Source organism: Methylobacterium sp. WL1 (assembly GCF_008000895.1).
GTDB lineage: Bacteria > Pseudomonadota > Alphaproteobacteria > Rhizobiales > Beijerinckiaceae > Methylobacterium.
In genome coordinates, this window is the sequence record NZ_CP042823.1 from 1,615,001 (window position 1) to 1,629,079 (window position 14,079).

General features: G+C 67.3%; 12 protein-coding genes and 2 rRNA genes (1 of these 14 running past the window's edge). 6 read left to right on the forward strand and 8 right to left on the reverse strand.

The annotated features are described in order from the left end of the window. Together FVA80_RS08030 and FVA80_RS08035 are read right to left on the reverse strand one after the other, a co-directional pair. A 23S ribosomal RNA gene (locus FVA80_RS08030) occupies positions 1-1,201 on the reverse strand (it extends 1,596 nt beyond the left edge of the window). Between the two features lie 464 nt (positions 1,202-1,665). Continuing rightward, a 16S ribosomal RNA gene (locus tag FVA80_RS08035) occupies positions 1,666-3,145 on the reverse strand. The 16S and 23S rRNA genes sit together here, the layout of an rRNA operon. Before the next feature lie 625 nt (positions 3,146-3,770). Here FVA80_RS08035 and FVA80_RS08040 point away from each other — a divergent pair. The 3 genes from FVA80_RS08040 to FVA80_RS08050 all read left to right on the forward strand — a co-directional run bounded on the left by FVA80_RS08040 (position 3,771) and on the right by FVA80_RS08050 (position 5,341). Further along, a complete protein-coding gene (locus FVA80_RS08040; protein ID WP_246692313.1) occupies positions 3,771-3,944 on the forward strand; it encodes a hypothetical protein in 174 nt (57 codons plus the stop codon). A 121-nt stretch (positions 3,945-4,065) separates the two neighbouring features. Next, positions 4,066-4,935 carry a nucleoside triphosphate pyrophosphohydrolase gene (mazG, locus tag FVA80_RS08045; protein WP_147909590.1) on the forward strand — a complete coding sequence of 290 codons (870 nt, stop codon included), beginning with the start codon at positions 4,066-4,068 and terminating at the stop codon, positions 4,933-4,935. Between the two features lie 76 nt (positions 4,936-5,011). Next, the gene (locus FVA80_RS08050) at positions 5,012-5,341 is read left to right on the forward strand and encodes a hypothetical protein (RefSeq protein WP_147909589.1); all 330 of its coding nucleotides are present in this window, start codon (positions 5,012-5,014) and stop codon (positions 5,339-5,341) included. Positions 5,342-5,508: 167 nt separating this feature from the next. Here FVA80_RS08050 and FVA80_RS08055 read toward each other — a convergent pair whose 3' ends face one another. Next, positions 5,509-6,066, reverse strand: coding sequence for a ferritin-like domain-containing protein (locus FVA80_RS08055; RefSeq protein WP_147909588.1), 558 nt, complete (start codon positions 6,064-6,066; stop codon positions 5,509-5,511). 362 nt (positions 6,067-6,428) lie between these two features. On the opposite strand from FVA80_RS08055, the gene attM reads away from it, so the two are divergent. Next, positions 6,429-7,220, forward strand: a complete 792-nt coding sequence (gene attM, locus FVA80_RS08060) for an N-acyl homoserine lactonase AttM (RefSeq protein WP_187193618.1) — start codon at positions 6,429-6,431, stop codon at positions 7,218-7,220. Positions 7,221-7,379: 159 nt separating this feature from the next. On the opposite strand, the gene FVA80_RS08065 is transcribed toward attM, so the two are convergent. From FVA80_RS08065 to pabB, 5 genes are all read right to left on the reverse strand, one after another. Continuing rightward, entirely contained in the window at positions 7,380-7,640 is a 261-nt protein-coding gene (locus FVA80_RS08065; protein ID WP_147909586.1) for a hypothetical protein, read from the reverse strand. Between the two features lie 210 nt (positions 7,641-7,850). Continuing rightward, a complete protein-coding gene (locus tag FVA80_RS08070) occupies positions 7,851-8,267 on the reverse strand; it encodes a DoxX family protein (protein ID WP_147909585.1) in 417 nt (138 codons plus the stop codon). Beyond that, positions 8,264-9,127, reverse strand: a complete 864-nt coding sequence (locus FVA80_RS08075; protein WP_147909584.1) for an aminotransferase class IV — start codon at positions 9,125-9,127, stop codon at positions 8,264-8,266. Before FVA80_RS08075 ends, FVA80_RS08070 begins: the two co-directional genes overlap by 4 nt. Next, a complete protein-coding gene (locus FVA80_RS08080; RefSeq protein WP_147909583.1) occupies positions 9,114-9,725 on the reverse strand; it encodes an aminodeoxychorismate/anthranilate synthase component II in 612 nt (203 codons plus the stop codon). The genes FVA80_RS08075 and FVA80_RS08080 overlap by 14 nt, the downstream gene beginning before the upstream one ends. Next, a complete protein-coding gene (pabB, locus tag FVA80_RS08085; RefSeq protein WP_246692314.1) occupies positions 9,722-11,113 on the reverse strand; it encodes an aminodeoxychorismate synthase component I in 1,392 nt (463 codons plus the stop codon). Before pabB ends, FVA80_RS08080 begins: the two co-directional genes overlap by 4 nt. Before the next feature lie 394 nt (positions 11,114-11,507). Between pabB and rimO the strand changes: the two genes are divergently transcribed. Next, positions 11,508-12,860 (forward strand): 30S ribosomal protein S12 methylthiotransferase RimO, encoded by a 1,353-nt coding sequence (rimO, locus tag FVA80_RS08090; RefSeq protein ID WP_147909582.1) that lies wholly within the window; start codon positions 11,508-11,510, stop codon positions 12,858-12,860. A gap of 117 nt (positions 12,861-12,977) precedes the next feature. Further along, positions 12,978-14,060 carry a DNA polymerase IV gene (gene dinB, locus FVA80_RS08095; protein WP_147909581.1) on the forward strand — a complete coding sequence of 361 codons (1,083 nt, stop codon included), beginning with the start codon at positions 12,978-12,980 and terminating at the stop codon, positions 14,058-14,060. Positions 14,061-14,079 lie beyond the last annotated feature (19 nt).

Genomic DNA, 14,079 nt, shown 5'->3' on the forward strand with positions numbered 1-14,079 from the left:
TTCGGCTCGTGGCTTGAGCCCCGTTACATTTTCGGCGCAGGACCCCTTATTTAGACCAGTGAGCTGTTACGCTTTCTTTAAAGGATGGCTGCTTCTAAGCCAACCTCCTGGTTGTTTTGGGAGTCCCACATCCTTTCCCACTTAGCCACGAATTGGGGGCCTTAGCTGTCGGTCAGGGTTGTTTCCCTCTCCACGACGGACGTTAGCACCCGCCGTGTGTCTCCCGCGCAGTGTTCTCACGTATTCGGAGTTTGGTTGGGTTTGGTACCGCTGTGGGCGGCCCTAGCCCATCCAGTGCTCTACCCGTGAGACATTCACGCGAGGCGCTACCTAAATAGCTTTCGCGGAGAACCAGCTATTTCCGAGTTTGATTGGCCTTTCACCCCCAGCCACACGTCATCCAAGACCTTTTCAACGGGCACTGGTTCGGACCTCCAGTGGGTGTTACCCACCTTCATCCTGCACATGGCTAGATCACTCGGTTTCGGGTCTAAAGCCACGAACTGAACGCCCTGTTCAGACTCGCTTTCGCTGCGCCTCCACCTATCGGCTTAAGCTCGCTCGTAACTTTAAGTCGCTGACCCATTATACAAAAGGTACGCGGTCACTCAGGACAAACCTTGAGCTCCCACTGTTTGTAAGCATCCGGTTTCAGGTGCTGTTTCACTCCCCTCGTCGGGGTGCTTTTCACCTTTCCCTCACGGTACTGGTTCGCTATCGGTCGCTGAGGAGTACTTTAGCTTGAGGGTGGTCCCCATGTTCAGACAGGATTTCACGTGTCCCGCCCTACTCGAGTCCTGTGGTTCGTCCGTCCCGTACGGGGCTGTCACCCATCACGCCGGCCTTTCCAGACCGTTCCGGTAAACTCACCACAGGCACTGGCCTGATCCGCGTTCGCTCGCCACTACTGACGGAGTCTCGTTGATGTCCTTTCCTCCGGGTACTGAGATGTTTCAGTTCCCCGGGTTCGCTTCAAACCCTATTTTATTCAAGGTCTGATACCTTCATTGACCTTTCATCATGCGGACCGGAAGCCAAAACTCCAGGGCCACATGACAAAAAATCGAAGGTGGGTTCCCCATTCGGAAATCCCTGGATCAAAGCTCGTTCGCAGCTCCCCAAGGCTTATCGCAGCGTACCACGTCCTTCATCGCCGCCTCAGCGCCAAGGCATCCACCGAATGCTCTTAAGGCACTTGATCGCTCTCGTGATCGATGTCCGTCGCTGATCCGACAGCCGTAAGGCTGGCCGATCAGCGCGACACGGTCACAAAAGACCAGTGATCGGATCGTTTCCGATCCAATCACCGTATGCTTGCCGAACATGACCGCCAGGGTAGACGCTTTCGCGCCCCAACGGCCACATTCCCTCTTCACGATGTCACTGATGTCTTCGCCAATCGGCGCGATCGACCGAACCCTAAGGTCCTCGTCAATCGTCTGCCGCGGCAAACTTCAATCCAGGCCGGCTCGACGCGCACCCCGATGTGGAGCGGCGGAGCCCGATGGCCCGGAACGAGAAAGAGAAACGAGGACGGCGTCCGTCCCGCAAAATGGGTTCTGACTGAACCCTTGTATCCAATGACCTTCGATGGATGAGCCGGAGCGTGATGCCTGGGCTCACAGCGATCCGGCAGAACCGGACCGCAGATCCAAAAATCCTTAGAAAGGAGGTGATCCAGCCGCAGGTTCCCCTACGGCTACCTTTTGTTACGACTTCACCCCAGTCGCTGACCCTACCGTGGTCGCCTGCCCCTTGCGGTTGGCGCAGCGCCGTCGGGGTAAGACCAACTCCCATGGTGTGACGGGCGGTGTGTACAAGGCCGGGAACGTATTCACCGTGGCATGCTGATCCACGATTACTAGCGATTCCGCCTTCATGCACCCGAGTTGCAGAGTGCAATCCGAACTGAGACGGCTTTTGGGGATTTGCTCCAGGTCGCCCCTTCGCGTCCCACTGTCACCGCCATTGTAGCACGTGTGTAGCCCATCCCGTAAGGGCCATGAGGACTTGACGTCATCCACACCTTCCTCGCGGCTTATCACCGGCAGTCTCCCTAGAGTGCCCAACTGAATGATGGCAACTAAGGACGGGTTGCGCTCGTTGCGGGACTTAACCCAACATCTCACGACACGAGCTGACGACAGCCATGCAGCACCTGTGTGCGCGCCACCGAAGTGGACCCCAAATCTCTCTGGGTAACACGCCATGTCAAAGGATGGTAAGGTTCTGCGCGTTGCTTCGAATTAAACCACATGCTCCACCGCTTGTGCGGGCCCCGTCAATTCCTTTGAGTTTTAATCTTGCGACCGTACTCCCCAGGCGGAATGCTCAAAGCGTTAGCTGCGCTACTGAGGTGCAAGCACCCCAACAGCTGGCATTCATCGTTTACGGCGTGGACTACCAGGGTATCTAATCCTGTTTGCTCCCCACGCTTTCGCGCCTCAGCGTCAGTAATGGTCCAGTTGGCCGCCTTCGCCACCGGTGTTCTTGCGAATATCTACGAATTTCACCTCTACACTCGCAGTTCCACCAACCTCTACCATACTCAAGCGTCCCAGTATCGAAGGCCATTCTGTGGTTGAGCCACAGGCTTTCACCCCGACTTAAAACGCCGCCTACGCGCCCTTTACGCCCAGTGATTCCGAGCAACGCTAGCCCCTTCGTATTACCGCGGCTGCTGGCACGAAGTTAGCCGGGGCTTATTCCTCCGGTACCGTCATTATCGTCCCGGATAAAAGAGCTTTACAACCCTAAGGCCTTCATCACTCACGCGGCATGGCTGGATCAGGCTTGCGCCCATTGTCCAATATTCCCCACTGCTGCCTCCCGTAGGAGTCTGGGCCGTGTCTCAGTCCCAGTGTGGCTGATCATCCTCTCAGACCAGCTACTGATCGTCGCCTTGGTGAGCCGTTACCTCACCAACTAGCTAATCAGACGCGGGCCGATCCTCCGGCAGCAAGCCTTTCCCAAAAAGGGCGTATCCGGTATTAGCTCAAGTTTCCCTGAGTTATTCCGAACCAGAGGGCACGTTCCCACGCGTTACTCACCGTCCGCCGCTGACACCCGAAGGTGCCCGCTCGACTTGCATGTGTTAAGCCTGCCGCCAGCGTTCGCTCTGAGCCAGGATCAAACTCTCACGTTGAAGAGATTGATCAAAGCTGATCACGTCATCTTGACGAAGGCTCACATTGATCCGGGCGTTTCCACCCGAACCGTGTGAGCTTCCAAAAAGCGCATGACAGCTCGCATCCTCTTGACGACCCAACTCACGTCGGGTCCGCAAGGACGAGCGCCGTCCACGCTTCTCTTTCTCGTATTCACTTGTCAAAGAGCGGAACTGACCTGCGCCAGTACCTTGAAGGGACCAGTAAACCACCAGGCTGCCCCGGTCAAGTCCTACTGAAATCTTCGGAAAGTCCGTCCGACCGGCTCGCCGTTGCTTGGGCACCGCGTCGGGAGGCGCCGTATAAGATGCCCCGCATTCCCCTGTCAACAACCCCTTTGCCGGCATTGCGAAGACGGCTCCGGCTTGCGCCGGGCGGCTGGCTCGCGAATCGAACTCGAGGGAGCCACCGACCCGCGATGCGCGGCCCCGGCGACGATTGCGGAAGTAGTGTCGGTTCCCCGGTTCTGCAAGGGCCGGGTTGGGATCCCGTGATCGACGACCGCTTGCATCGACGGCGGCCTGCGCCGCGGCATCGGCGCCGGCGCCGGTCCAGGCAACGCGAGGCCGCTCACGGGGTTGGTGATGCGATGTGAGGGTGTCCATGGCCACGATTGCGATCCTGATCGGTACGCGGGCGGGGGCCCGGCTCCTGGCCGCCACCTCGGGCGGGGAGGCGGCCCTGTCGGCCGAGGCTTCCTGCGGCGGCTGCCCGCGCGGGCGCTGCCGGCTCCGCTCTGGGTCCAATGCGCCGACCCCGGCGTCACCGGCCGCCTGACCGGCTATCTCAGCGAACTGCAGGCCGAGCAGGTCCGCGAACGCGACGCCCGGGTCTGACCGGACGTCCGCTCCGGACGGCCGGATTTCCTTGTCCCGCATCCTGCTCTAACCCGGCGGGCATGACCGACACACGCGATTCAAGCCGGCCCGGGCCCCCGGCCGCCGGCGAGCCCGCCTCCCTCGGCAGGCTCCTGCGCCTGATGGCCGCCCTGCGCGATCCCGAATCCGGCTGCGCCTGGGATGTCCGGCAGACCTTCGCGACCATCGTGCCCTACACGATCGAGGAGGCCTACGAGGTCGCCGACGCGGTGGCGCGGGGCGACCGGGACGACCTGCGCGACGAACTCGGCGACCTTCTGCTCCAGGTGGTGTTCCACGCCCGGATGGCCGAGGAAGAGGGCGCCTTCGCGTTCGACGACGTGGCCCGGGCGATCGGCGACAAGCTGATCCGGCGCCACCCGCATGTGTTCGAGCCGGACGGCGCCCCCCTCCAAGCGGGCTCGGCCCTGCGCGACCCGGCCCAGGTCGAGGCGCAGTGGGCCGCGATCAAGGCACAGGAGCGGGCGACCCGGGATCCGGCCACCGGCGACCCGGATCCCCTCGGCGGCGTTGCCCGTGCCTTGCCGGCCCTGGCCCGGGCGGAAAAGATCTCCCGGCGGGCGGCGTCCTACGGGTTCGACTGGGGCAGCGCCGCGCAGGTGATCGACAAGGTCCGGGAGGAGACCGACGAGGTCGCCGAGGCCCTCGCAGCCGGCGATCCGCAGGCCCTGTCGGAAGAAATCGGCGACCTGCTGTTCTCGGTGGCCAACCTCGCCCGGCATGCCGGGATCGATCCCGAGACCGCGCTGCGCGACGGAACCGCCAAGTTCGAGCGCCGCTTCGCCGCCATGGCGGAGCACCTGACGTCTGCGGGCGGGGCGCTCGGCCGCTCGGATCTCGCCGCCATGGAGGCCGCCTGGCAGGCGGTGAAGCGGGACGAGAAGCGGTAGCGGCCGCGGCTTTCCCCCGCATGGCGCCCCTGGTCCGAGGGCTCGACAGGCGGCGGCCGGCGCTTATCCTTGGCCCATGCGCATCCTCCTTTCCGCCTTCGCCGCCCTCGCCGTCATGGTGTCCCTGCCCCGGGACGCGTGCGCCGAGACCATCGTCCAGGAGCGGTTCGGCTGCCACGCCCCGGAGGTCACCGATCGCCTGTTCAAGCTGGTCATGGCCGGCGAAGAGGTGGCGTTCGGGCAGCTCCTGAAGAGCAGCCTCGCCAGCGGCGAGTGCCGGTCGTGGAAGCTCGGCGAAGCGGTCCGGCTCGAGAACCGGACGGTGACCTACGGGTGCCTCGCCCTGACGAGCGGGCAGGATCGCTGCTACTGGACGCCGCTCAGCGCGATCGAGCCCGCGAAGTGACTTTTTGGGGGGGGCAGCTCGGACCTGTGCCGTGGTACGTGACGGGTACGGTCGGCCCGATTCCAGCCCGATCCGCGCACCCGACAACGGCCGGGGCTGAGCCCCTCGGAAACGCGGATCCCTGGGCCGGCGGAGGAGCGGACTCCCCTCCTCCGCCGCAGCCGCGCTCAGGCCGCCTTCTTCGGGGCCTTGCCTTTTGGAGCCTCGCCTTTCGGAGCCTCGGCGTCGTCGTCCGCCGGGGTGCCCTCGGCATTGATCGTCTCGGCGATCTTGGAGAGCAGCGCGTCGGTCTTCTTCTCCTCCTGTAGGGTCTCGTCGAGCAGCTTGGCGGCCTCCTCGTGGCCGAGCTGGCGGGCCCAGGTCTTGAGGGTGCCGTAGCGGGCGATCTCGTAATGCTCCACCGCCTGGGCGCAGGCGGCCAGCACCGCGTCGGCCGCCGGGCTGTCGGCGAAATCCTCCAGATCCTCCTCCATCTCGGAGGTGATGCCCTGCATCGCCTCGCAGGTCTTGGCGCGGGCGGGCTTGCCGATGATCTCGAACACCTGGGTCAGGCGCTCGACCTGCTGGGCGCTCTCCTCGGCATGGGTCTCGAAGGCCTGGCGCAGCTCCGGGTGCTCGGCCGCCTTGGCGGACTTCTTGAGCGCCTTCACGGATTGCTTCTCGGCGTAATAGACGTCCTTCAGGGTCTCGTAGAAGGCGTCGTGCAGCGTCTTCGGCTTGGCCATGGCTGTCCGTCTCCAGTGCGGGCCGCCGTCTCGGGGACGCGGCTTCCGGACGGGGAACGCCGGTCCGCCCCGTCGTTTCCGGGCGATATCTTCGTTCTGTGGAGGAACTTTTTGGCCGTGCCCTGGCACGCCCGGACCGGCGTCGCCGAGCCGGCGCGTCACGGCCGCGCCCACGCCGCCACAGACGTTCGCCAAGGCGCTTGAAGAAGACGAAGGCTTCGCGCTACACTCTGTGGCCCGGATCTGCAGTCTATGTGATCGAGGCCCGAGTATTGATATCCCGATCGACCTTATGAGTACGTTTGAAAATCGATCGGCCGAGGAGGAATTATGTAGCATAAGCATCGAATTTGGGGGGAAAAATGAGCGCTATAAAGCTATATATGCTCCAGTCCGGCTCGCTGAAGTGCAAGGTTCACAACATCAAGATGAACCAGGGCGACGGTGCGGATTTTGAGATTCCGGTGCCGTTCTTTCTGATCACGCATCCGGCCGGACATACCATCATCGATGGCGGCAACGCGGTGGAGGTCGCCGAAAATCCCCACGCCTATTGGGGCAGCATCGCCGACGTCTACTATCCCGTGCTCCGAAAGGAGGAGGGCTGCGTCGACCAGCTGCGCCGCCTCGGGATCAATCCGGAAGACGTTCGCTACGTCCTTCAATCCCACCTGCACCTCGATCATACGGGCGCGATCGGCCGCTTCCCGAACGCCACGCACATCGTCCAGCGGTCGGAATACGAATATGCGTTCACGCCGGACTGGTTCGCCCGAGGCGGCTATATCCGCGCTGATTTCGACCGGCCCAATCTCAAGTGGCACTTCCTGAACGGGTCAGCCGACGATTATCATGACATCTACGGCGACGGCACGCTGACGACGGTGTTTACCCCGGGGCACGCCCCTGGACATCAATCGGTTCTGGTGCGGTTGCCGGCTTCGAGACCGGTTCTGCTCACGATCGACGCGGCCTACACGCTCGATCACTGGAACCAGAAAGCGCTGCCGGGCTTCCTGGCCTCGGCCGTCGACTGCGTCCGCTCGGTCCAGAAGCTGCACGGCATCGCCAACAAGACGGGGGCCGAGATCGTGACCGGTCACGATCCGGATGCGTGGCCGATGTTCAAGAAGGCCCCCGCCTTCTACGCTTAGCGCATCGTGCCGAAAGGCGGCCGCCGCCTTTCGGAAAAAACGATGCGGATCGATGCGCACCATGCTGGTTCCGAGACCCGGCAGGGTGCGCAACACGATCGTCCTGGGGGCAATCTTCGCCCTTCGGAACGGGGGCTGCGCCCGGCCGCATCCGGCCGTTCAATCGGCCTTCCGGTCCGGACCGGGCTTCCGGGGGGCCTCGGTCGCCGGGCGGCGGGACGTGGCTGGGCCGGCCGACTTGGGTTGCGGGCGCTCCCTGACGCCCTGGCGATTCTTGGTGTCCTGGCGATTCTTGGTCTCCTGGCGGTCCTTGGGACGCAGGCGGTCGAGGACGGCCTCGATGGCGCGCTCGACCGCGGCCTGCTCCGGCAGCGTATCGGCGTGCGGTGTCGTTCGGCCGGCCGCGCGGCGCTTGGTCATGCAGTTCGCCCGTATCGGGGCCGTGCGACGCGATGTTCCAGCGCGTGCGGCGACCGCACCGCAGTCTATCCGCAGTGATCCCGGGATCAAAGCCTGCCGTGAGCCTGCGATCCGTGGATCCTGTGATCACGGTTTCTCGGGGATTGCTCGCCGTCCTGTCCTGGGGGCGCGACGAATGCCGGGCCGCCCGGGGATCGACCGGCCGGCGCCTCAGCGCCGGCGCGCGCCGAACGGCCAGTCGATCAGACCGCCGGCCCACAGCGCCGCCCAGACGAAGACCGGCTGAAACGCCAGCCGGGGTCCGTGGTACCACCAGGAATCCGGGATGCCCTCGACGTGGACGGCCGCGAAGGCGTGCTTCAGGTTGGCCGGGTAGACGCAGACCGCGTAGACGGCGAGCCCGATCGCGGCCGCCCGGCGCAGCGACCGGGTCTGAAGCCCGATCGCCCCGGCGATCTCGCACAGGCCGGTGGCCAGGATCATCAACCGCGGCGCCGGCACCCAGTCCGGCATCAGCGGCAGCATCGCGTCGGCGGCCACGAGGTGGACGATCCCGATCCCGGCATAGACCAGGGCCAGCCCGTAGCGCAGCCGGCGCCGCCAGGCCTCAGTGTCCGGTCCAGTCATCCGACCTTGTCTTCCGTGACGCCGCAGGCGCGGGCGAGTGCGGTTCGGAGCGCCGCCATCAGCCGGGCGACGCCCGGGTGTTCCGCGCTGGCGAAGGCGGTGGCGCCGATGGCGGTCACGGGGGCCAGCAGCCGCAGGGAGTTGGTGACGAACACGGCCTCGGCGCCGAGGAGTTCGGACAGGCTCAGGGAGCCCTCCTCCGGGCGCAATCCGCACGCCCCCGCCAGCCCCAGCACCTCCGCGCGGATGATCCCGGCGAGCACGCCGTCGGCGAGCCGCGGCGTGATCAGCCTGTCGCCGAGCACCGCGAAGACATTGCCGGTGCCCGCGCAGGCGACGCGGCCGCGGGTGTTGCAGAACAGGGATTCGTCGAAGCCCGAAGCGGCGGCTTCGCGGGCGGCCAGCACGGCGTCCAGATACCCTAAGGTCTTCAGCCGGGCGGCGGGCGAGGTGTCGTTGCGGGCGATCCCGGTCGGCCACAGCCGCAGCGGCGCGAAGGCCGCGCTCCTGGCGCTCGGCGCCGCAGTGGCGAACAGGGTCGGATGCGGATCCGGCGGCGGTTTCAGCCCGCGCGGGCCGGAGCCCCGGGTGAGGGTGGTGCGGATCGCCAGCCTGTCCGGGTCTCCCCTACCCTGCCCGGCGAGCGCCCGCATGGCGGCGCGGATCCGGTCCGCCTCGGCGGGGATCCCGAGGGTCTCCGCCCCGGCGACGAGCCGGGCGATATGGGCCTCCTCGAAGGCCACCCGGCCGCCCAGCGCGAGCGCCGTGTCGAACAGGCCGTCGCCGAGCGTCAGGCCCCGATCGGTGTGGTCCAGGGATGCCTGCGTCCCGGGGACGATCGCTCCGTCACGCCACAGCATCGTCGCGCCCGTGCTCGCCCCGCCAAGCGCGGGCCAGTCCTAAAAAATTGGCGAACAGGGCGTGGCCGCCCTCGGTCAGCACCGATTCCGGGTGGAACTGGATGCCGTAGGTCGGGTGGGTCCGGTGCGAGAGCGCCATCACCTCGCCCTCCTGCGAGACCGCGTCGACCGAGAGGTGCTTGTCCATGTCCGGGCCGGGGGTGACCACCAGCGAGTGGTAGCGCCCGACCGGCATCGGCGCGGGCAGTCCGGAGAACAGCCGCTCGCCCCGGTGCGCGATCGGGGTCGCCTGCCCGTGCAGGGGGCGCTGCGCGCGCTCCACCGTGCCGCCGAACGCGGCGCCGATCGCCTGGTGGCCGAGGCAGACCCCGAGGATCGGCACCGCGCCGGACAGGTCGCGGATCGCCGGCAGCGAGATGCCGGCCTCCGCGGGGGTGCAGGGGCCCGGCGACACTACCAGGGCGTCCGGGGCGAGCGCCCGGATGCCGGCGACGTCGACCGCATCGCTGCGCACCACCCGGACCTCTTCGCCCAGCTCCTCCAGGTAGCGGACGACGTTGAAGACGAAGGAATCGTAGTTGTCGAGGACGAGGATCATGCGAAGGCCTCGAACACCCGGGCGGCCTTGGCGAGCGTCTCGTCGTATTCCGGGCCCGGCTCCGACAGCAGGGTCACGCCGCCGCCGGCCTGCAGGACCGCCCGGGTCTCGTCCATGAACACGGTGCGGATCGCGATCGCGGTGTCGAGCGCGCCGTCGAAGCCGATCCGCCCGATGGCGCCGCAATAGAGCTCCCGGGCGTCGCCCTCGATCTCGGTGATGATGTCCATGGCGCGGATCTTCGGGGCGCCGGTGATCGAGCCCCCGGGGAAGGTGCCCTCCAGCAGGTCGAGGGCGTCGAGCCCGTCGCGCAAGGTCCCGGTCACCACCGAGACCAGGTGGTGGACGTTGGCGTAGGTCTCCAGCCCGCACAGGGTGGGTACGGCGACGCTGCCCGGCGCGCAGACCCGGGACAGGTCGTTGCGCAGCAGGTCGACGATCATGACGTTCTCGGCCCGCTCCTTGACCGAGGCCAGGAGCGCCTCGGCGGCGGCCCGGTCGGCCTCCGGGTCGTCGAGCCGGCGGGCGGTGCCCTTGATCGGCCGGGTCTCGACGTGCCGGCCGTCGAGCCGGATGAAGCGCTCCGGGGAGGACGACGCGACGGTCAGCCCGGCCAGTTCCAGATAGGCCCCGAAGGTCGCCGGATTGGTGGCGCGCAGGCGCCGGTAGAGCGCGAACCGGTCGAAGCCCGTCGGCAGGTCGGCACTGAAGCGCTGGGCGATGTTGGCCTGGTAGATATCGCCCGCCCGGATATAGGCGCGGACCTTTTCGACAGCCCCTTCGTAGGTTTGCCGGTCGAAGTTCGAGTGCCACGCGAGGTTTTTTGCAGGTTGGGGCGGTGCCTCCTCGGGCTCGGTCGCAGTGCCGAGCCGGTCGGTGAAGGCGGCGAGCCGCGCCTCGGCGCGGGCCTGCCGGGCGGCCGGCTCGGTCTCGGGAAATCCCGTGGCGACGAGCCGGCACGTCCCGGCGGCGTGGTCGATCACCAGCACCGTGTCGTAGAGGTTGACCGCGATGTCGTCGGTGAGCCCCGCCCGCCGGGCCGGGGCCGCGACCCGCTCCAGCTGCGCGCCGAGATCATACGCGAGATAGCCGATCGCCCCGCCCGGGAACGGGGTGTCCGGATCGGGCTCGATCCGGTAGGGGGCCAGGCAGGCCCGCAGCGCAGCGAACGGGCCGCCCGACACCGGGCGCCCGTCCAGCGTCGCGCGCCCGTCCCGGAACCGGAACCGCGCGAACGGGTCGGCGGCCACGATCGAGTGCCGCCCCAGCGCGTCGTGCCGCATGGCGCTGTCGAGGAAGGCGAGATCCGGCAGGGGCCGCAGCCGGGCGGCCGCCGCGACGGGATCGACGAAGGGGATCTCTCGGGTCCAGATCTCTTGGGTCCACATGACCGGGTTCGGGCTGATGTCCTGAGGGCACGCGCCCCGCACGCTGCCGTTGCACAGGCGATGCCGCGGGGAAAGCGGCAGTTCCGCGCAAGGCCCCGCCCGTCGCGGGCGGTCGGGGTCCGTCCCGGGTTCGGGAGATGGCGGGCCGCACCTGATGTGGGATCTCAGGAGCCGCCGGCAAAGCCCTGCGAACAGCCAAGTTTCGGCGATGTGCCGCACCTCCGGCGCCGAGCCTCCCGCGCGGGGCCGGGTACCCCTGCGGCGGCCGGTCTCGCGCGAGCGCGTCAGAACCGCTATAGGGGCGCGATCCCGAATGCCTGTCCTCGTGCGCCGTGCGACCCGATCCACCGGCCGCACGCGAGGGTGGCGTCCGACCCGTCTTCCGAATGCGACCATGACCGCAACCGCCACGCCCGCCCCCCGGGACGCCGTCCCCGGGGCCGCCCCGAAAATCTCGTTCGTCTCGCTGGGCTGCCCCAAGGCGCTCGTCGATTCCGAGCGGATCCTCACGCACCTGCGCGCCGAGGGCTACGAGCTGGCCCGCCGCCACGACGGGGCGGACGTGGTGATCGTCAACACCTGCGGGTTCCTGGATTCGGCCAAGGCGGAATCGCTCTCGGCGATCGGCGAGGCCATGGCCGAGAACGGCCGGGTGATCGTCACCGGCTGCATGGGCGCGCAGCCGGAAGAGATCCGCGCGAAATACCCGGACCTGCTCGCCGTGACCGGGCCGCAGGCCTACGAATCCGTGGTGGCGGCGGTCCACGAGGCGGTGCCTCCGGCCCACGACCCGTTCCTCGATCTCGTCCCGCCGCAGGGGATCAAGCTCACCCCGCGCCACTACGCCTACCTGAAGATCTCGGAAGGCTGCAGCAACCGCTGCAGCTTCTGCATCATCCCGAGCTTGCGCGGGAATCTCGTCAGCCGCCCGGCCGGTGATGTGCTGCGGGAGGCCGATAAGCTGGTCAAGGCCGGCGTGAAGGAGCTGCTGGTCGTCTCGCAGGATACCAGCGCCTACGGGGTCGACATCCGCTACGCCGAGAGCCCGTGGCGCGACCGGAGCGTGCGGGCGAAGTTCTACGACCTGACCAAGGAGCTCGGCGAGCTCGGGGCCTGGGTGCGGCTGCACTACGTCTACCCCTACCCGCACGTGGACGAGGTCATCCCGCTGATGGCCGAGGGCAAGGTGCTTCCCTACCTCGACATGCCGCTCCAGCACGCCAGCCCCTCCGTGCTCAAGCGGATGCGCCGGCCCGGCAACCAGGAGCGCCAGCTCGACCGGATCCGCAGCTGGCGGCAGACCTGCCCGGACCTCGCGATCCGCTCGACCTTCATCGTCGGCTTCCCGGGTGAGACCGAGGCCGAGTTCGAGGAGCTGCTGGCCTGGCTACAGGAGGCCAGGCTCGAGCGCGTCGGCTGCTTCGAGTACGAGCCCGTGGCCGGCGCTACCGCCAACGCCCTGGGCGACCTCGTGCCGCCGGAGCTGAAGGCCGAGCGCAAGCGCCGGTTCATGGAGACGCAGAACGCGATCTCGCTGCGGCTCCAGCGGGCCAAGGTCGGCAAGCGGCTGGCCATGATCGTCGATTCCGTCGAGGGCGGGATCGCCAAGGGCCGGTCGAAGGCCGACGCCCCCGAGATCGACGGCAACGTCCACGCCGCGTTCCGGCGCCCGGTGCGCTCCGGCGACATCGTCACCGTGAAGATCGACCGGGCCGACGCCTACGACCTCTACGGCACCGTGACCTGATGGCCCCGGATTGCGCGCAATCCCCTGTGCGCCGTCGGATCGGAGCGGTTGACCCGGGCGTCCGGTCCGGCATGTCTGGAACATAGCAGGAACTTCAGCCCGGACCCCGAGGCCGCGATGGATCCGGAGGTCGCGCTCCGCAAGATCATCCATATCGACATGGACGCGTTCTACGCCTCCGTGGAGCAGCGCGACGATCCCGTCCTGCGCGGGCTGCCGCTCGCCGTGGGCGGCTCCCGGGAGCGCGGCGTGGTGATGGCGGCGAGCTACGAGGCGCGGCGGTTCGGCGTGCGCTCGGCCATGCCGTCGGCCACCGCCCGGCGGCTCTGCCCGGACCTGCTGTTCGTCAAGCCGCGCTTCGAGGTCTACCGGGCGGTCTCCGAGGAGATCCGGGCGGTGTTCGCCCGGCACACGCCGGTGATCGAGCCGGTCGCCCTGGACGAGGCCTATCTCGACGTCACCGAGAACCTGCTGGGCCTTCCGACCGCGACCGCGGTCGCCAAGGCGATCCGGGCCGAGATCCTGGAGCGCACCGGCCTCGTCGCCTCGGCCGGGGTCTCGTACAACAAGTTCCTGGCCAAGGTCGCCTCCGACTTCAGGAAGCCCGACGCCCTGTTCGTCATTACCCCGTCCATGGGGCCGGATTTCGTCGCCGCCCTACCGATCGGTCGGTTCCACGGCGTCGGCCCGGTCACCGAAGCGAAGATGAAGCGGCTCGGCATCGAGACCGGGGCCGACCTGCGCGCCTGGGATCCGGACCGCCTGCGCGAGACCTTCGGGTCGGCCGGGGCCTATTACCACGCGGTCGCCCGTGGGCTCGACATGCGGCCGGTCCGCGCCCACCGGGTGCGCAAGTCGATCGGGGCGGAGACCACCTTCTCGGAGGATACGGCCGCCTTCACGATCCTGGCCGAGCGGCTCGCGCCCCTGTTCGACAAGGTCTGGGGCGGGGCCGAGGCCAAGGGGATGCGGGCCCGGACCGTGACCCTGAAGCTGAAGTTCTCGGATTTCGCCCAGGTCACCCGGGCGAGGTCCCTCCCCGCCCCGGTGGCCGATCGGGCCGCCCTGGAGCGGATCGGGCTGGAACTGCTCTCCGGCCTGTTCCCCCTCCGGCGCAGCGCGCGGCTGATCGGGATCGCACTCTCGGGCTTCGAGCAGGGGGAGAAGGAAGAGCCGCTGCAGCTTGGGCTCGGGCTCTGATCCGCCTCGGCCGGTCGAT